The organism is Anaerolineales bacterium (assembly GCA_037382465.1).
GTDB lineage: Bacteria > Chloroflexota > Anaerolineae > Anaerolineales > E44-bin32 > WVZH01.
Genome location: JARRPX010000053.1, coordinates 1 through 17,457, shown reverse-complemented (window position 1 = coordinate 17,457; position 17,457 = coordinate 1). Strand labels below are relative to the sequence as shown.

Annotated in this window: 18 protein-coding genes and 1 pseudogene; 3 read left to right on the top strand and 16 right to left on the bottom strand. The window is 55.5% G+C overall.

Annotation, left to right across the window (positions count from 1 at the left end; translation table 11 throughout):
• The 3 genes from P8Z34_12890 to P8Z34_12880 all read right to left on the bottom strand — a co-directional run.
• A partial coding sequence (locus P8Z34_12890; GenBank protein MEJ2551571.1) for a hypothetical protein occupies positions 1-484 on the bottom strand: 484 nt, incomplete at its 3' end.
• Positions 485-626: 142 nt separating this feature from the next.
• Positions 627-884 (bottom strand): hypothetical protein, encoded by a 258-nt coding sequence (locus tag P8Z34_12885; GenBank protein ID MEJ2551570.1) that lies wholly within the window; start codon positions 882-884, stop codon positions 627-629.
• Positions 881-1,129, bottom strand: coding sequence for a hypothetical protein (locus P8Z34_12880; GenBank protein ID MEJ2551569.1), 249 nt, complete (start codon positions 1,127-1,129; stop codon positions 881-883). Before P8Z34_12880 ends, P8Z34_12885 begins: the two co-directional genes overlap by 4 nt.
• Before the next feature lie 284 nt (positions 1,130-1,413).
• On the opposite strand from P8Z34_12880, the gene P8Z34_12875 reads away from it, so the two are divergent.
• On the top strand, positions 1,414-1,653 hold the full coding sequence (locus tag P8Z34_12875) for a hypothetical protein (protein MEJ2551568.1): 240 nt from the start codon (positions 1,414-1,416) through the stop codon (positions 1,651-1,653).
• On the top strand, positions 1,637-3,031 hold the full coding sequence (locus P8Z34_12870; protein MEJ2551567.1) for a hypothetical protein: 1,395 nt from the start codon (positions 1,637-1,639) through the stop codon (positions 3,029-3,031). The genes P8Z34_12875 and P8Z34_12870 overlap by 17 nt, the downstream gene beginning before the upstream one ends.
• A 98-nt stretch (positions 3,032-3,129) precedes the next feature.
• Here P8Z34_12870 and P8Z34_12865 read toward each other — a convergent pair whose 3' ends face one another.
• From P8Z34_12865 to P8Z34_12805, 13 genes and pseudogenes are all read right to left on the bottom strand, one after another.
• Positions 3,130-4,305 (bottom strand): M23 family metallopeptidase, encoded by a 1,176-nt coding sequence (locus P8Z34_12865; protein MEJ2551566.1) that lies wholly within the window; start codon positions 4,303-4,305, stop codon positions 3,130-3,132.
• Positions 4,306-4,379: 74 nt separating this feature from the next.
• A complete protein-coding gene (locus tag P8Z34_12860; protein MEJ2551565.1) occupies positions 4,380-5,456 on the bottom strand; it encodes a M23 family metallopeptidase in 1,077 nt (358 codons plus the stop codon).
• A gap of 2 nt (positions 5,457-5,458) precedes the next feature.
• Positions 5,459-6,739: a transcription termination factor Rho gene (gene rho / locus P8Z34_12855; protein MEJ2551564.1), complete on the bottom strand. Its 1,281-nt coding sequence runs from the start codon at positions 6,737-6,739 to the stop codon at positions 5,459-5,461.
• Between the two features lie 405 nt (positions 6,740-7,144).
• Positions 7,145-8,014: a CDP-archaeol synthase gene (locus P8Z34_12850; protein ID MEJ2551563.1), complete on the bottom strand. Its 870-nt coding sequence runs from the start codon at positions 8,012-8,014 to the stop codon at positions 7,145-7,147.
• Positions 7,965-8,723, bottom strand: coding sequence for an isoprenyl transferase (locus P8Z34_12845; GenBank protein MEJ2551562.1), 759 nt, complete (start codon positions 8,721-8,723; stop codon positions 7,965-7,967). Before P8Z34_12845 ends, P8Z34_12850 begins: the two co-directional genes overlap by 50 nt.
• A gap of 1 nt (position 8,724) precedes the next feature.
• Positions 8,725-9,282 (bottom strand): ribosome recycling factor, encoded by a 558-nt coding sequence (frr, locus tag P8Z34_12840; GenBank protein ID MEJ2551561.1) that lies wholly within the window; start codon positions 9,280-9,282, stop codon positions 8,725-8,727.
• A gap of 196 nt (positions 9,283-9,478) precedes the next feature.
• Positions 9,479-10,195, bottom strand: coding sequence for a UMP kinase (gene pyrH / locus P8Z34_12835; protein MEJ2551560.1), 717 nt, complete (start codon positions 10,193-10,195; stop codon positions 9,479-9,481).
• 67 nt (positions 10,196-10,262) lie between these two features.
• Positions 10,263-10,865 carry a translation elongation factor Ts gene (gene tsf / locus P8Z34_12830; protein MEJ2551559.1) on the bottom strand — a complete coding sequence of 201 codons (603 nt, stop codon included), beginning with the start codon at positions 10,863-10,865 and terminating at the stop codon, positions 10,263-10,265.
• A 245-nt stretch (positions 10,866-11,110) separates the two neighbouring features.
• Positions 11,111-11,833: pseudogene (gene rpsB, locus P8Z34_12825) on the bottom strand (30S ribosomal protein S2).
• Positions 11,834-12,219: 386 nt separating this feature from the next.
• On the bottom strand, positions 12,220-12,591 hold the full coding sequence (gene acpS / locus P8Z34_12820; GenBank protein ID MEJ2551558.1) for a holo-ACP synthase: 372 nt from the start codon (positions 12,589-12,591) through the stop codon (positions 12,220-12,222).
• Positions 12,588-13,901, bottom strand: coding sequence for a pitrilysin family protein (locus P8Z34_12815; GenBank protein MEJ2551557.1), 1,314 nt, complete (start codon positions 13,899-13,901; stop codon positions 12,588-12,590). The genes acpS and P8Z34_12815 overlap by 4 nt, the downstream gene beginning before the upstream one ends.
• Positions 13,894-15,195 (bottom strand): pitrilysin family protein, encoded by a 1,302-nt coding sequence (locus P8Z34_12810; protein MEJ2551556.1) that lies wholly within the window; start codon positions 15,193-15,195, stop codon positions 13,894-13,896. Before P8Z34_12810 ends, P8Z34_12815 begins: the two co-directional genes overlap by 8 nt.
• Before the next feature lie 9 nt (positions 15,196-15,204).
• Positions 15,205-16,545, bottom strand: coding sequence for a UDP-glucose/GDP-mannose dehydrogenase family protein (locus P8Z34_12805; protein MEJ2551555.1), 1,341 nt, complete (start codon positions 16,543-16,545; stop codon positions 15,205-15,207).
• Positions 16,546-16,757: 212 nt separating this feature from the next.
• Here P8Z34_12805 and P8Z34_12800 point away from each other — a divergent pair, with 212 nt between their 5' ends.
• Positions 16,758-17,159 (top strand): Rrf2 family transcriptional regulator, encoded by a 402-nt coding sequence (locus P8Z34_12800; protein ID MEJ2551554.1) that lies wholly within the window; start codon positions 16,758-16,760, stop codon positions 17,157-17,159.
• The last annotated feature ends 298 nt before the right edge of the window (positions 17,160-17,457 follow it).

The following is a 17,457-nucleotide window of genomic DNA, read 5'->3' as shown; positions in this document are numbered from 1 at the left end:
AAAATGTCATCAATGGAATGTCCTTATGATTGATAAATGCATGACCCCATAGGAGAGGCTGTGTCATAAGCATTGCCATCGTGAATATCGCGGGACTTCTAGAAATATACCTGCGGCATAAATAATAAAATGCCAAAACCCCGATTTGGAAAATAAGGAAATCTACCACTTTCCAGATATGGATGACCTGTATATCGATAGGAAAATAACCGACGAACTCCGAGATAAGATTTACAAGCATCCAATAAAAGGGGCCATAATAATATCGGTTTGTGCTATTCCTGAGAAAATCCTCTGATCCGTCGTACGCCTTCAGGACTAACTTGCCATAAGAGACATCCCGATATTCATCCCACGATAGACCATAGTCATCAACCATAAGAATTCCGCTAACAATGGAAACCGCGAATAGAAATACAACGATCAATTCACTCCATTTCAAATGCTGTAAAAATCCCTTTAGCCCTTTAGTATCTATAGACATGATCGTCCTCATTCGTCATACACCGTTCACGACAATGAATCACTCATTATTTGAGACGGTCGAATAGATATCTCGAAACATCAAACCAGATCAATATAGCATTCAGTTTAACTCATATTAAACTATTGGGGGTTGATATTATCTAATCTAGAAGACCATGTCGCTGCATGCAGTCGAGCAAAGCAATGTTGGCCTTGATGTATTTCGCCCGCGCCCGCTTCTCCCGTTCGAAGGCCTGCTGCATCTCCCCAAAGTAGCCGGGCGGAACCGTGTCCTGCTCATCCGTGATGTCCCAGGGAATCTTGACCATGAACTCCCGCGTGGCTTCGGAAGCCCGAACCCACTCGTTAATCGCCTGGCGCAGTTCGTCGGCAGCCTTCTGGCATGGTTCGGTGCTCAAGATGACCCTTCCTCACATTCGAACCAGGCCGACATGGCAGCGATGTATTCTTCCCGCGCTTGCGCTTCTCGTTCGAAAGCCGCATCCATTTCCTCGAGATATTCCGGAGTCTTTGGTTCGATCGCTTCCTCCGGCTCGAGAGGTTTGTCGACCATGAAACGACGGACTTCCTCGGTTGCGATCTCCCACGCTTGCGCAGCCCGCATCGCCCGGTCCTTTTCATCTTCGCAAGGTCCATCGCCCATGAATTGCCCTCCGTGTCGCTCGAACCTTAATATAGCTTTTTTTGCGAAAATCTGAAAATCACCCGCTAGTAGGATGCGGCGGAAATCATTCAACTCGACGAGTAGACCATAACGGAATTTCCCATCGGAATCGGATCGAAAGGCTGCCGGCAGAAGTGAAGCGCATCACTCGGTCGATGTGTCGAAGGACACCGTCCAAGAGGTAGTAAGCCTGACCTTTCATTGTGGGGACAATCCCTTTACAATAGGGATTCTGAATTCAAGTAAGGAGAACGATTCACACGATGAACGTATTCCACACAGATTCTCTCGCCGCTTTTATTGCAGGAACCTTACTCGATTTGCTGCGAACGAAACAGGCTTACCTCGATCCCGGGTCGGGAAGCTATCTTCTGCAGCTGCTGATCGCAGGTTTGCTCGGAGGAGCGTTCGCCATTCGTGCCTCCTGGGGGAAGATCAAGAATTTCTTCCGCAGGAAATCGAACAGCGAAGAAGAGGTCTCCTCCGATGACGAACAACCATAAACACGCGGCCTCCTTTCGCGATCCCAGCGGGTTTTTATTCCAACGTAATGGTACACTCTACCGGCAGGTCAACGAAGTCTACCGCCAGGATTACGAGCGCCTGATCGAGTCGGGCTTGTACAAGTCCCTGCTGAATGACCGGCTCCTCCTGCGCCATGAGGAAGTGAACGTTCCTCCGGCCGAGGCAGCCGTCGCCTATAAAATCATCCGGCCCGAACGACTCCGTTTCATATCCTATCCCTACGAATGGTGTTTCGGCCAACTCAAAGATGCGGCACTTGCCACTCTGGAGATTCAAAAGCGGGCGATGCAGTTCGACATGTCACTGAAAGACTGCAGTGCCTACAACATCCAATTCCACGACGGACGTCCGCTGTTTATCGACACCCTTTCCTTCGAACAATTCCGGGAAGGCGAGCCCTGGACTGCTTACCGCCAATTCTGCCAGCACTTCCTGGCGCCCCTTGCTTTGATGGCATTGCGGGACATCCGCTTGAACCAGCTGCTGCGCGTCTACATCGATGGAATTCCCCTCGATCTGGCCAGCAATTTGCTTCCCGTACGCACGAAACTCAATTTTGGACTGCTCTCTCACATCCACCTGCACGCGGCCAGCCAGAAACACTACGCCGACAAAACAGTGGACAAGACGGCCGTTACACGCCGCATGAGCCGTATATCCTTTCTCGGTCTGATCGACAGCCTCGAACGCTTGGTCAAGAAGTTGGAATGGGGAACGGTCAAAACCGAATGGGGTGATTATTACGACAGCATGCACAATTACACGGCCACGGCGCTCGAAAACAAACGCCGCATCGTGCAGGACTTTATCGAACGCATCCACCCCGAAAACGTTTGGGATCTCGGTGCGAACGTCGGATATTTCAGCCGCGTTGCCAGCGACGCCCAAATTCCGACGCTTGCTTTCGACATCGATCCCCTGGCCGTAGAGTTGAACTACCGCAATGTAAAGGCAAACGACGAACGCTGCCTGCTTCCGCTGCTGCTCGATCTCACCAATCCCAGCCCCGATCTGGGTTGGAACAACGAGGAGCGAGAGGCATTCATCAAGCGAGGCCCCGCGGATGCGATCCTCGCTCTGGCCCTGATCCACCACATGGCCATCGCCAACAACGTGCCCCTGGCGATGTTGGCAAAATTCTTCCAGGAATTGGGCTCGTGGCTCGTTCTGGAATTCGTCCCCAAGAGCGACTCGCAGGTCCAACGCTTGCTGGCGACGCGCGAGGATATCTTTCCGGAGTATACAAAGGAAAGCCTGGAGAAAATTTTCGGGAAATATTTCACGATCGTAGAGAGCGTCGAAGTCGAGGAATCCGAGCGAACGATGTACCTCATGCAGCGTAAAACGGGATCCTGAGCGCAATCGATCGCCTGAACCCAAAGAAAAAAACCGGACGGGGTGCCCAGGAAGACACCCCGCTTTTCTTTCAAACTTCCAGATTGAATATCGCGCAGCTACGGCAGATAGTTCCAGGGATTGACCTTGCCGTACTCGTCATGCATGATCTCGAAGTGAAGGTGGGAACCCGTGCTGTTGCCGGTGCTGCCCATCGCGCCGATCACCTGACCCTGGAACACCGCCTGCCCGCAGCCCACATTGATGGCGCTGAGGTGCGCGTACAGTGTCTGCCAGCCGTTGCCGTGGTCGATCACGATCACGTAGCCATATCCCCAATCGTTCCACCCCGAATAGACCACTACCCCACTGTCGGAAGCGAAAATGGCGTGACCCGTACTGCCGGCAATGTCGATGGCCGGATGGATGGAGCTGTAGTCGTACCCCGATAGATAGTGCAGCGGCGTCGGCCAGATGAACACGCCGGTTCCAATCGGACCGTCGTACACCGACCCACACGCACCGGGGCCCAAGATGCTGGCGACTGCCGGGTTGCTGCGCGTGATGCGCGGCGCACTCCAGGTTACGATCTCACGTTTGCCGCCCGGAATGACGAGCAGCGTCCCGGCCTCGATGGGCGGATCGGAGAGATCGATTCCCAGATCGAGATGATTGCCCGGCCATTCGATCACGTCTTGCGCCGTCGCGCCGTAATATGTCGCCACCGCCGTCAATCCCTCACCTGTACTCCAGGAGTGAAGCACGCCATCGACCGGCGGTACGTTCAACTCCTGCCCAGGCTGCAGCCGGTGGGGGTCGTCCTTCAGAACGTCGAAATTCGCCCAAAGTACGCTTTCAGGTTTCAAGGCAAATTTCTCGGCGATGCCGAACAAAGTGTCGCCCGACTGCACAACGTATTTCACGATGTCCATGCGGGGCCGATCGCGCAAGACCGTGTGGATATCCGCCGTGCGCGTGATCTCGTGCTCGAGCAGCGGACCTCCTGCGGCGAACAAAGGCAGTTCTACGACTTCAGGCATAGAAACACCTTGCGTGGGCTGCGCTTCGACTTGCTCGCTGGCTTGCTCGGCGGCTACGCTCAAAGTACCGAATCCCATCCTTGCCGCCCAGATGCCGGCTGCAATGATAACCAGAATTATCACGTGTCCGGCGATGCGCTTGATCGGCTCGCGTAGGGTAATGCGAGCGATCCCGAGCCACATTTCGAAGCGGCGCTTTGGCCTTGCTGTGGGCTTCTGTGGGGAACGGCTTTCGGGTTGCGAATCTTCCGTCATGTCTCTACATGCTCCTCGGCGATAGGCATCTTACCATGCCGTTGAGGATCGTCAAGAGAACAACTTATGTACAGCTAAGGCAGAACGTACCAGGGGTTAATAAAGCCGCCTTGATAGCGGACTTCAAAGTGGAGATGAGGTCCGGTGGAGTTGCCCGTCGATCCACCACCGCCAATCGTCTGGCCCTGATAAACGCTTTGGCCGCAACCGACGCTGACGTAATCAAGGTGCCCATAGAGTGTCAAATATCCGTTGCCGTGATCGATCATCACCATGTTGCCGTACCCGACGGTCGACCAGCCGGCGAAAACGATCACACCGCTGTCTGCGGCCCAGATGGCTGAACCATATCCCGCAGCGATGTCGATCGCCAGATGCCCCGACCAGTAGTCGTTGCCGGAAAGGTAGTGGTTCGATGTCGGCCAGATGAAACCACCCGTTCCGACTGCGCCGCCCGAATAATCGCCGCTGCAGCCGCCTGGTCCGTACGCCGATCCGACGCCGGCCTGCGGCCGGATGGGATCCGGCACCAGCCACTGCCGCAGCGGTCTGGATCCCCCAGGCACGACGAGCCATGCTCCCGGCTCGATGTCCGGGTCGGCCGGATCGAGACGGTTTCCCGGCCATTCCAGAATCGCAAGCGGTTCGACGCCGAATTCATCCGCGACCGCTTCGATCTTGTCACCCTCTTTCCATTGATAATAGGTGCCGTCCACCGGAAGGATGTTCAACTCCTGGCCCGGTTTAAGCAAATGAGGATCGTCGTTGAGAACTTCATAGTTGCCCCACAGCAGCGTCTCGGGTTTGATCCCGTATTTTTTGGCGATACTGAATACCGCGTCACCGCTTTGGACGGTGTAGCGTAGAATCTCGACCCGCGAGCGCTGCGAGATCTGCGTGGACGGATCGACGCGGCGCGAGAGTTCGCTGTCGGTTTGATGCGTATTAAAAGCGGGTAAGGTCAGCTCGTCGTCCGCTGTGGTTTCCGTGTAGACTTCTTCCGGGATTTCCGTTTCCACTACGGCGGCTTGCGCGACGTTGATGTTCAACCATATCGTCACGACGGCAGCAAACGTGCCGGCGAGGCCCAACAAAATCGGCGCAGCTTCCTTCATGGAAGACTGGAAATTCGTTCGGATCGAAGCGGTCATGCTTAGAAGGAGTCCTCTGTAAGGGTTTCAACGAACTCCATGTTGTTTTCGGTGTGTGCAATGCGGTTGATAATCGCTTCGGTCGCCATGCCCATGTCCAACCCGGCGCCATTGGGAGGCGGCGCCAGCATTTGGGAGAACATGCGCCGCATCAACCACACACGTTGGGTGATATCCGGGCCCAGGAGCAGCTCTTCCCGGCGTGTCGAGGAGCGGTCGATGTCGAATGCGGGGAATATGCGTCGTTCTTGCAGCCGGCGGGATAGATGAAGTTCCATGTTGCCCGTGCCTTTAAACTCCTCGTAAACCACGTCGTCCATGCGCGATCCCGTATCCACCAGGCACGTAGCGATGATCGTCAGGGATCCCCCTTCTTCGATGTTGCGTGCCGCACCGAAGAAACGTTTCGGGGGATACAGCGCTGCTGGATCGATGCCGCCTGAAAGCGTGCGGCCCGAGGGTGTGACCATCAGGTTGTAGGCTCGGGAAAGCCTGGTGATCGAGTCCAGCAGGATGACTACGTCTCTGCCACATTCTACCAAACGCTTGGCTCTTGCGAGCGCCATTTCCGCCGCGCGCACGTGCGAACTTACCGGTTCGTCGAACGTGGAAGCGATCACTTCGGCATCGACCGAACGGTCCATGTCGGTTACTTCCTCCGGCCGCTCACCAATGAGGGCTACCATCAAGTGTACCTTGTGGTAGTTCTGCGAGATGGCGTTGGCGATCTGTTTCAGAACCGTCGTCTTGCCTGCTTTGGGAGGCGAAACGATGAGGCCTCTCTGGCCCATGCCGATGGGAGCAATCAGGTTCAGCATACGCGTTGCCAGCGTGTGCCGATCGGTTTCCAGGTCGAAGCGCTCTTCGGGAAAAATCGGTGTCAGTTCTTCGAATTTCGGCCGTTTCCATGCCTCTTCCGGATCCATGCCGTTGATCGATTCGACGCGCAGCAGACCGTAATATTTCTCCGTATCCTTCGGCGGCCGGACCTGGCCGATGACCATGTCCCCCGTTCGAAGGCTGAACCTGCGAATTTGGGATTGCGATACATATATATCGTTCTTCCCCGGTAGATAATGGTCTGCGCGCAGGAATCCCATCCCTTCGTTCATCACTTCCAGAACCCCGCCGCGCAGCTCGAGGCCGCGGCGCTCGGCATCTGCTTGCATGATGTGAAGGATGAGATCTTCCTTTTTCATCCGGCTCGCTCGTGGTATCTCCAGGTCCTTCGACATGCTGCGCAAGTCGGCAAGGGTCATGGCTTCCAATTGGGCAATATTCATGCGTAAACTCCCCGATTAAGATAACTTATCAATCCATCGTAATGCTTCAAATTGGGTGTAAGTCCCATACGATTAAACGATTGTGGACGGGCACATCATGAGGTTCAAAAAAACCTACTCTAATTTGATCAGCGGGGGGATTGCCTTAGATAATCAAGATTGCCTGCAAATTATAGCACGCACATATTTCATCCGCAAGCAAAACAAACCCGAACAGCAATTCCCCCGTATGGTACGTGCCAACCGCCGCCATGCAGCGTTCCGGCACCTACCCGCAACTCCGCTTACGATTCCGAACGTATCCACTCAATTTATTTCAAGTCCGCGACGAAGATATTCTTTGAACAACGCACGGTCATCTGTCTCATTGATCCACTCCCTGCATCGCTGCAAGAAGCCGACGTCTCAGCTATTTTGAAGAAATAGAACGATATAGTAGCCTAAAATGCCAGCCCACAACCAGGAGTCCAGGCGATCCAGCAGACCGCCATGACCGGGAATAAAAGTGCTCGTATCTTTTGCATTGTATTCACGCTTGATCATACTGATGTTTAAATCCCCCAAAGGCGTCAACACACCCAGAATTATACCAACAATCAAACCGTTTATCATCGTGACCGGCTCTGTGTCTGAAAAACCGGCGCGCCACAGCAACGGCAGCAGGTACCCGGCAAGCGCACCGCCCAACACCCCGCCAAAGTAACCTTCCCAGGTTTTACTGGGACTCAAGCGGGGGCACAGCGGTCGTTTCCCGATGGCGTGCCCAACAACGTATGCGAATCCATCCGCCGTCCAGACGCAGGGGAGCACGATTAAAACCCACCACAACCCGTCGGGTAAGTTCCGCAGCGAAATGAGATACGGACCGATCCACCCGCAGAGGAGCAGCCCTCCCATCGTTAGCGCGAAATCCGTCCCGGATGAAGTAGCCCCACGCTCGTAGTCAACGACGTGCCACACCTGACCGGCGAGACAGAGAACTGCAAGCAGGTGAGCCGTCCCACTCAACCCCCACAGGTAACGGCCGACCGACAACGCCAGTACGCCGACGATCAGTATTGGTACGGCCGGGCGGTGGCCTTTGGTACGCAGGAGCAAGCCGAATTCCTTGGCTGCGAGACTGAGGATGATCGCGAAGGTCAGCGTGTAAAGCCAGCCCCCCTCTGCGATCACCCAGGCGAGGCCGGGCAGCGCGACGAGGACGACGACCATTCGCTGGCGCAGGTTAAGATTTCGAGGAGACAGGGGTCGGTACCTGACCGAAACGTCGTTCACGCCGGGCATACTCGCGAAGCGCTTTCAACAGTTCTTCACGGCCGAAATCAGGCCAATATGTGGGTGATATATACCATTCTGCGTACGCGCTCTGCCAAATCAAAAAATTACTCACACGCAATTCGCCGGAGGTACGGATGATCAAATCGGGATCGGGGCAGCCAGCCGTGTAGAGGTATTGACTGACGAGATCTTCATCAACGTCCTCTGGTGCAACGCCATCCACGATCATTTGTTGAATGGCGTGGATGATTTCTGCCCGGCCGCCGTAGTTCCAAGCGACGTTGAGCACCAGGCGGTTGTTGTCGCGCGTGAGTTCGATCGCCTCGATCACCTTTCGCTGCAATTCCGGGCTCAAGCGGTCGAGTTTACCGACGTGCCGCAATTGAACACCGTTTTTATGCAGCTCGGATACTTCCCGGTCGATGACTTCCTCCAGGATCCTGATCAACCCGCGCACTTCCTCCGCCGGCCGTTTCCAATTTTCCGTGGAGAATGCGTAGATCGTGAGGTATTTGATGTCAAATTCGACGCTTGCTTCCAGAACGGTGCGTAAGTTCTCCACGCCTGCACGATGACCCGCCAGGCGCGGCAAGCCGCGTTCACGCGCCCAACGCCCATTGCCATCCATGATGATGGCCACGTGAGTCGGCACGTTTTCCGGAAGTTCCTCGTCCTTGGGTGAGATTATCGATTTCGATCTTGCCATGTCAAACTTCAAGTACTTCAGATTCCTTTCGCGAGCCGATCTCGTTGAGGTCCTCGATCATGCGGTCGGTGATCTTCTGCAAATCGTCCTCGCCGCGCTTGAGTTCGTCTTCGGATATGAGCTTTTCCCGCTCGAATTCACGAAGCTCGTTGAGTACGTCCCGCCGTACATTTCGAACCGCCACCCGCCCCTCCTCCGTCCGATTCCGCACGACTTTAACCAAATCGTGGCGGCGTTCTTCAGTCAGCGGCGGGATGTTCAGTCGGATTATCTTACCATCATTGTTGGGTGTGAGGCCGAGGTCCGACGTCATGATAGCGCGCTCGATGTCTTTTAGGCTGCCGGGGTCGAACGGCCGAATCGTGAGTAAACGAGGTTCCGGTGCTGAAATTGTCGCCAACTGCATCAGCGGAGTCGGGTTATCATAATACATCACGGATAGTTTCTCCACGAGTGCAGGAGACGCCCTGCCGGTGCGAATCGTGCCCAAATCCTCCTCCAAGGACCGGACCGCGCCCACCATACGGGCATTCGCTTCATTCAATTCATCCTGAACCATGCGAATTATCCTCCCTCCAGCAATTCAAAACCGATAGCCGACTTAAGCATAGCGTAAAACGATTGAAAATGCGATATTCGCCGGCTCAAGTCACAGAGCACAAGAAAGTGAGCCGCCAACCCGCGCCGCTTCTCGCATCGATCGTCGATGGAACGTCATTGGTTTGTGATGCTGTCCAATAATTTGGGGGTAACGATCATTCTGAAATAATTGTCCCGACGGACTCGCCGTTTACAGCTTTGATCAGCGTATCGGTAAGCCACATGTCCAGCACCAGGATGGGCATTTTGTTATCCATGCAAAGTGAGATCGCGGTGCTGTCCATCACCTGAAGTCTTCGGTTCAATGCATCGATGTAGGTGAGATGATCGAAACGTTTCGCGTCCGGATTTTTCTGCGGATCCTTGTCATACACGCCGTCTACCTTCGTGGCCTTGATGAGGATGTCGGCCTCGATCTCCATGGCCCGCAGCGCTGCCGCCGTGTCGGTAGAAAAATAGGGGTTGCCCGTGCCGCCTCCCAGAATGATGACGCGGTCCTTCTCGAGATGACGGATGGCACGTCTACGAATGTACGGTTCGGCGACGGCGCGCATCTCCACCGCCGACATCACCCGGGTGACGATTCCCCGTCGCTCCAAAGCGTCCATCAACGCCATGGAATTCATGACCGTACCGAGCATTCCCATGTAGTCTGCAGTGGCCCGTTCCATGCCACGCGTGATACCTTCCCGGCCGCGCCAGAGATTGCCTGCCCCAATCACCAAGGCCACTTCCACGCCCTGTTCACGTACGCTCTCGACTTGCTTTGCGACCGCTTCTGCCCGGAGCGGGTCGATCCCAAATCCTTGCGGCCCGGCAAGTGCTTCCCCGCCCAGTTTGAGCAGGATCCGTTCGTATGCAGGCTTTTTCATAATGTGTCATGCACCTCTTGACGAAGGGAATTACAAAATCGGGCCAACCGTGGTTGGCCCGTGAGGATCAATCGAGTTCTTCTCCCAAAGTCCAGCGTTCAAAGCGCCGAATGGTGATATTTTCTCCGGTCGAGGCAATGGTTTCCTTGAGCATTTCCTCAATCGTTTTTGAATCGTCTCGGATGTAGGACTGCCGCAAGAGACAATTTTCGTCGAGGAATTTATCAATGCGTCCTTCGACGATACGCGGAATCACCTTTTCCGGCTTTCCGTCGTTTTCAGCCCTTTTCTTGGCGATCGCACGTTCCTCTTCGAGCACGTCTTCCGGCACATCGTCCGCCGATAGCCAACGCGGGGAACCGGCCGCGATTTGCAGGGCTATCTCGTGGGCGAAATTCCGGAATTCTTCCGTGCGCGCTACGAAGTCGGTCTCGCAATTCACCTCGACCATAACGCCGACCCGACCGTCTCCATGATTGTAAAGATCCAACACGCCGTTGTTCGTAGCCCGGTCGGCTCGCTTGTCGGCTGCAGCCATTCCTTGTTCTTTGAGTAAGGTCACCGCTTTTTCGATATCACCGCCGGTTTCTTCCAGCGCTTTACGACAGGCAAGTACGCCTGCATTTGTCTTTTCACGTAGTTCCTTGATGACTTCCGTTGTAACTGCCATGCCTATTCTTCGTCTCCTGTGTCGGATTCGCCGTCATCATCGGCTGAATCTTCATCCGCATCTTCCGTCGGGGCTTCGGCTGTCTCTTCATCTTCTTCAGCCTCTACATCATCCGCTTCGGCTTCTTCTGCTTCTGCCTCGGATTCGGCCTGTCTCTCGTCATACTCACCACTCTTGAGTTTGGCGAGAGTCTCTTCGCCAAGCAATTCCTCATCGGTCACTTCTCCGGCGACCATGGCTTCAAGCTCTTCCGGGATCTCCGTTTCTTCCTCTTCGGTATCCTTACGCAGCGCCTTGCCTTCCAGAACGGCATCGGCAATCTTGGAGACCATCAGTTTAATGGCGCGGATGGCGTCGTCGTTCGAAGGGATGACGTAATCGACCATTTCCGGATTGCAGTTCGTATCGACCAGGGCGATCACGGGGATACTCAACAGATTCGCTTCGTGAATCGCAGTTTCCTCGCGGCGTACGTCCACGACGAAGAGCAGCTCGGGCACGGTGGCCATATCGCGAATGCCGCCCAGGCGTCCTTCCAGTTTGTCGATCCTGCGGTGCAGACTGAGCGCCTCTTTCTTCGTAAGCAGCTCAAATTCACCCTCGTCCCGACGGCGTTCAAGAGATTCGAGTTCGTCGATACGGCTGCGGATCGTCCGCCAGTTGGTGAGCGTTCCACCCAGCCAACGGGCGTTGACGTAGGGCATTCCGCAGCGTTTTGCCTCGAGTTCGATCGTTTCTTGCGCCTGTCGCTTGGTGCCGACGAACAAGACCTTGTCGCCCTCGGCCACCCGATCGCGAACCAACCCATACACCTCGGTCAACGCCTCGAGTGTCTGCTGCAGATCGATTATGTGAATTCCATTCCGCTCGGTAAAAATGTAGGGCTTCATGCGAGGGTTCCACTTGCGTGTGCGGTGCCCGAAGTGGACCCCGGTCTCGAGAAGAGACTTCATTGATACAACGGCCATGATGTACACCTCCTGTGCGTTTTTCCTCCGCTTCCTTCCACCGAGAACGGAACCGGCTGGCCGACCGGCACGCCCGTTTTCGTCGAGAAGCGTGCGAATTACCCCAAAGGGGCAGAATTGTTCCCGCCATGCTCTTGCATATGGCGGGAGCTTGGAGGAGTATAACACGCGGGTATGATTTCGTCAAAGCGCTGCGTTGGAGGATGTTTCCCGAGGATTTAGCGATTTCCTACTGCGTCGTTCTTCCGGCCTATCCATCGAGGAGCATATTTATATCGAAATCGTCCGCTCGCGCCAGGTTCTCATCCCAGATCACTGCGCCGCTGCATTTGTGCTTCGATCGAAAGCGCGAACGCTGTTGCACTGATCCAATCCGAGGGCGCCGATCATTCCGGCGCCTTTATGGCGACGACGATGGCCATCGCATGTTGATGTGTGTGGCTGAGTGAAACGGACCAGAAATTCAATCCCAATTCCTCGGCCACTTCAGCGGCCCGTCCGTGAAGATGGAGAAGCGGTTTGCGTTGTGGGCCGTTGACGATCTCGATCTCTCTCCATCCAACTTCGCCGATTCCGGTCCCCAGCGCCTTCGCCACCGCCTCTTTGGCAGCAAAACGCGCCGCAAGTGCCGGCGTATGACCCTGGGCGTCGATCAACTCCTGTGCGGTATAGAAGCGGTTAAACAAGCGTTGGCCGTGGCGTAAGATTGCCCGATCGAGTCGATCCACCTCGATGACATCCACACCCGCTGCTATCATCCGCCCGCCTCTGCTTTTGGACCGGCAGTCGCAATCACCAGACGCTCGGGATCGAGAAATTCACGGGCAACTTCCAGCACATCCTCTCGGGTGATCGCCGCGATCGTATCTGGGTAGCGTTGGTAGTAATCCAAACCGAGATCGTAGCGTTCGACGTAGATCAAGGCGCCGCAAAGCCCCTCGTTGGATTCGATCCGCAGCGGCAAGCTGCCGATGAAATTCGCCTGATTGTCATGCAGTTCTTCCCGGGTAACCGGTTGACTAGAAAAGCGTCGTATTTCGTCGGTGACGATCTGAATCGTACGCTCGATGTTGGCAGGGTGGACGCCGGCATTTACCCGCCAGGGACCTGGACCAAGTCCTCCGGCCAGTGAGCTGTAGGCATAATAAGCCAATCCGGCCGTTTTACGAACGGCTTCCCCAAGACGTCCGAATAATCCAAATCGCCCAAGGATGTTGTTGCCCAGTGCCGCTGCAAGATATTTCTCATGATAGCGGCTGGGGCCTACGACACCGATGACAAGGTCCGATTGACTCTTTCCGTCCAGATATACGTCTTTACGCTGCTTCTTCGTGGGCCTCTCGACTTTTGCCAAAGGCGGCCGTTCGTACGTCGTGCCAGGCTTCCAGTCCTCCAGGGCATCGGAGACGGCGGCAACCGCCTTCTGCGCTTCGATGGCCCCCACGATTACGAGCAGCATTCCTTCCGGGGAGTAGCGTCGCGCACGGAATTCGCGTAGATCCTCCACACGCAAATCCTGTACGGTCTCCCGATATCCACTCGTCGGTAAACGATAGGGATGGTTGGGATAAGCGAGTTCGTCGAAAGCCATATCGGCACGTGATTGGGTATCTTGATCGCGTATCGCCAGCGAAGTCAGATGTTGAGCTTTCAAGCGCTCGAATTCGACGTCCGGATACACAGAATCCTGTAAAACATCGGCGATTACATCGAGCAGCAGGGACAAATCCTCCGCCAGCGCTTTCCCAAATATCCTCGTGGTGTGGGTTCTTCCGACGAAGGCGACACGCGCACCGATAGATTCGATCGACTCGAAGATATCTTGAAAGGAGCGGGTGGTGGTGCCGCGCATCAATCCCTGCGCGGTTAGATACGCCAATCCCGCCTGTTCCGGCTTTTCGTCGAGCGAGCCGGCAGACAGGTAGCCGGAAATAACGACGGACGGGCTGGTGAAGTTCTCCCGCGCAAGCACCGTAATTCCGTTGGACAACACGCGGCGAAGAATCGTTTCCGGACCCGGCAGCCTGCGTGTATCGAGTTGAGGCAGTGACTCTTCAATCTCAGCCATGATTTCTTCCATTCAGCGGCCGGTAGATACCGACCACACGGTTCGATGGCCGAAGGTATTTCGCTGCGACCCGCAGGATATCCTCCGCACTCACCGCCTCGACGCGCTGAGGGTATTCCGCAAACCAGCTGTAGTCGGCGAACATTTCACTGAACCCCAGCCAGAAGGCGACGTTCGTGACGCTTTCGCTGTTGAATGCGAAAAGTGCACGAGCCTGCTTCGAAGCCTTCAATAGTTCATCTTTGTTGAGGGCTTCCTCCAGAACACGGGCGATTTCTCCATCGATGACCTCAAGCGCACGTTCAGGAGAACAATCAGGGCGGATGGTCGCATGGATGGAATACAGGAACGGGTCGCTCGTCGCTGCCAAACCACCCTGCACCGAAGCGGCGATTTCTCCTTCCACCAACGACCGGTACAGCCGAGAAGTTTTATTCGATAATCCGCCCCCGAACAGATTGAGACTCGCCGCGCCGGTCAGTACGCTGTCGAGGACCGTAAGTGGGAAAAAGTCCGGATCATCCGCCGGAGGCGCGTGGTAGGAGATTTGGAGGAATGCGGTTTCGTCAGGTCCCTGAACCTCAACGCGACGTTCTCCCTGCTGCTCCGGCTCGGGGCGATGCAGACGCTCCGGCGGATTCACGCGCGGAAGGGAACCATATTCCGCGCGGATCTTCTTCAACAGCGTCTGGCTGCGGAAATCGCCGGCGATGGTCAGCACGGCGTTGCTGGGTATGTAATACTGCCGATAATGCCGGTAGAGATCCTCGCGGCTCATTGTGTTCAAATCGACGAGATCTCCGATTACCTCATGATGATAGGCATGAACTCGAAAAGCCGCTGCTTGTACCTCTTCCGCCAAACGATAGGTCGGCTCGTTCTCGTTTCCCTGACGTTCCGATATGATCACCGTTCGTTCTGATTCCACCTGCTGCGCTTCGAAGAGACTGTTGACCATGCGATCGGCTTCGAGCCGCAGCCCCAAATCCAGCTTGGCGCTGGGCAGGGTCTCGTAATACGCGGTCCAATCCAGCCAGGTCATGGCGTTCCAATATCCGCCGCAACGCGAAATTTCCCGATCCAACACGTCGGCCGGGAACGCCGGCGTACCCTTGAACTGCATGTGCTCGACCCAGTGAGACGCGCCCGTCAAGCCTGCATGTTCGTCGCGCGAGCCTACCCGATACCACATCCAGACGCTTACGATTGGTGCGGTGCGGACTTCCTTCATGCGAATGGTCAAGCCATTTCGCAAGCGGTGCTGATGGACAGACGCCTCAACCTTTGCATTCATATCTGCTTCTCAATCTCGAGTGGGGCTCGAGTTTTCCGGTTCGCCATCCGGCCCGTAGCCGCGGCCCACGCCGCGGTAGTGAAAGCCGGCCTGGGCCATCTGCTTGGGATCGTAGATGTTTCTTCCATCGACGATGACGGGACAACGCATGACCTCCCGAATGCGGACGAGATCCAGGTTTTTGAATTCATTCCAATCAGTACAAACCAACAACGCATCACAGTCTCGAGCCAATTCGTAGGCATTTTCGGCCATCTCGATCTCAGGCATTGCCTGCTTCGCCCGCGACATGCCCTCAGGATCGTAGGCGCGGATCCTTGCGCCTTTCTCCGCCAATAGCCTCGCCAGGTCCAACGCCGGTGCTTCGCGAATGTCGTCCGTGTTGGGTTTGAACGTCAATCCCAGCAGCCCGATCGTCTTGCCATCCACAGAATCCAAAAGCTTTTCAGTTCGCTCGATGAGCAGTCTGCGCCGATCGAGGTTGATATCCATGACCGCCTGCAGCAGTTGTGGGTGACGGCCTTTTTCGGCCGCCATGTGGGCGAGGGCTTTTACATCTTTGGGGAAACACGAACCGCCGTATCCGAGTCCCGCATCGAGAAAATGAGGGCCGATGCGCGAGTCATATCCCATTCCGCTCGCCACTTCTTTTACATCGGCGCCGAGTTCCTCGCAGATGTTGGCGATTTCGTTGATAAATGAAATGCGAGTGGCCAGAAAGGCATTCGAGGCATATTTGATCATTTCAGCAGTGCGCAGGTTGGTGATCATGATCGGCGCCCGGAGTGGCAAATGAAGCCGGGCCACCTTTTCTGCGGCATCCAAATCGGTCGAACCCAACACCGTACGGAAAGGATTCATGAAATCCAGCAGCGCCGATCCCTCGCGCAGGAATTCCGGACAAGAGACGACCGAGAACGGGATGGGACTTTCCTGCTCGGATGAAATGATGTCCGCAACCCAATCTCCGGTGCCGACGGGCACCGTCGATTTGTTGATCACGATCAAGGGTGCAATCATTGCTTTCGCGATCGATATCGCCGCGGATCGCACGTACTTCAGGTCCGCCTCCCCATCAACCCCCTCCGGAGTACCTACGGCGATGAAAACGAACTCCGCATTTTTCAGCGCCTGCGGATAGGACGTCACGAAAAACAGGCGCTGCGCCGCAACGTTGCGCGCGACCATTTCCTCCAGGCCGGGTTCGTAGATCGGCATACGACCCTTGTTCAGGCCTTCGATTTTCGCCTTGTCGACATCCAGCGCGATAACACGATTCCCGAGGTCGGCAAATCCTGCTGCGGTAACCAGGCCGACATATCCGGTGCCAACGACAGCTATTTCCTTCACGGAATATCCTCGTTTCTCACAGTTCTGCGATCGGGTTTCGGCGCAATCATACCACGCCTTTCTCGCGCGGCAACTCATACGGCTCGCTTAAGGTCATGCGGCCTCGGTGACACAATGCACTTGCCCAATTCGAGATCAATAAGTAAACTATCCTGAACAGGACAACTCCTACCCTTGAGAGGAAATAAGGCCGAATTATACTGGAGGTTAGCATGCAAATCACTCGCCAGGCAGATTACGCTGTTCGCGCGGTACTGTACCTGGCCAGTTTGAGCAACGGGGGACGTGCTCCAACCAGCCAAATCGCTCGAGACCAACACATACCGCCCTCGTTTCTCGCCAAGATCGTCTCCCAATTATCGGTGGCCGGGGTGGTTCAAACGTCGCGTGGTGCACGTGGTGGCGTTTCCCTCGCACGTCCTTCAGCAGATATCACGCTGCTCGAAGTGATCGAGGCGATCGATGGGCCTATCATGCTCAACGAATGTGTGGTGGATCCGAGTGTGTGTCCCTTCGGAAGTGACTGCCCCGTCAACGCCATCTGGTGCGAAACCCAGGCCAACCTGGTATCACGGCTGAAGACAACCGATTTCAACATGCTGGTTGCGAACTAAATCGCCATTTCTTAGAATCACGCTCGCCGCATGCTCGAACGTTTTCAGCTTCCTGCTGCACATTCGTAACTACAACCGACACGGCGACATGCCCGACTTTTCCTGTAAACCGCGACAGCAGTAGAGCCGCGAACGTCCGTCGATGCCAATGGGATAACCGACGGGCAGCGAGACCGGGAGATTATCGCTGCGCATCATACGACCTGATCAGCTTGGGGATGCAGGGGTTTTCTGCCGACGTACCGCTGAACCCAATATATTCAACTATCCCGTGAGATAAAAAATGGTATGATGTCCT

Coding starts and splice junctions, on each gene's coding strand:
- P8Z34_12875 (MEJ2551568.1), top strand. CDS start 1,414: ATGAACGTATTCCACACAGATTCTCTCGCCGCTTTTATTGCAGGAACC.
- P8Z34_12880 (MEJ2551569.1), bottom strand. CDS start 1,129: ATGGGCGATGGACCTTGCGAAGATGAAAAGGACCGGGCGATGCGGGCT.
- rho (MEJ2551564.1), bottom strand. CDS start 6,739: ATGAATATTGCCCAATTGGAAGCCATGACCCTTGCCGACTTGCGCAGC.
- tsf (MEJ2551559.1), bottom strand. CDS start 10,865: ATGGCAGTTACAACGGAAGTCATCAAGGAACTACGTGAAAAGACAAAT.
- P8Z34_12870 (MEJ2551567.1), top strand. CDS start 1,637: ATGACGAACAACCATAAACACGCGGCCTCCTTTCGCGATCCCAGCGGG.
- acpS (MEJ2551558.1), bottom strand. CDS start 12,591: ATGATAGCAGCGGGTGTGGATGTCATCGAGGTGGATCGACTCGATCGG.
- pyrH (MEJ2551560.1), bottom strand. CDS start 10,195: ATGAAAAAGCCTGCATACGAACGGATCCTGCTCAAACTGGGCGGGGAA.
- frr (MEJ2551561.1), bottom strand. CDS start 9,282: ATGGTTCAGGATGAATTGAATGAAGCGAATGCCCGTATGGTGGGCGCG.
- P8Z34_12800 (MEJ2551554.1), top strand. CDS start 16,758: ATGCAAATCACTCGCCAGGCAGATTACGCTGTTCGCGCGGTACTGTAC.
- P8Z34_12865 (MEJ2551566.1), bottom strand. CDS start 4,305: ATGACGGAAGATTCGCAACCCGAAAGCCGTTCCCCACAGAAGCCCACA.
- P8Z34_12815 (MEJ2551557.1), bottom strand. CDS start 13,901: ATGGCTGAGATTGAAGAGTCACTGCCTCAACTCGATACACGCAGGCTG.
- P8Z34_12860 (MEJ2551565.1), bottom strand. CDS start 5,456: ATGACCGCTTCGATCCGAACGAATTTCCAGTCTTCCATGAAGGAAGCT.
- P8Z34_12845 (MEJ2551562.1), bottom strand. CDS start 8,723: ATGGCAAGATCGAAATCGATAATCTCACCCAAGGACGAGGAACTTCCG.
- P8Z34_12810 (MEJ2551556.1), bottom strand. CDS start 15,195: ATGAATGCAAAGGTTGAGGCGTCTGTCCATCAGCACCGCTTGCGAAAT.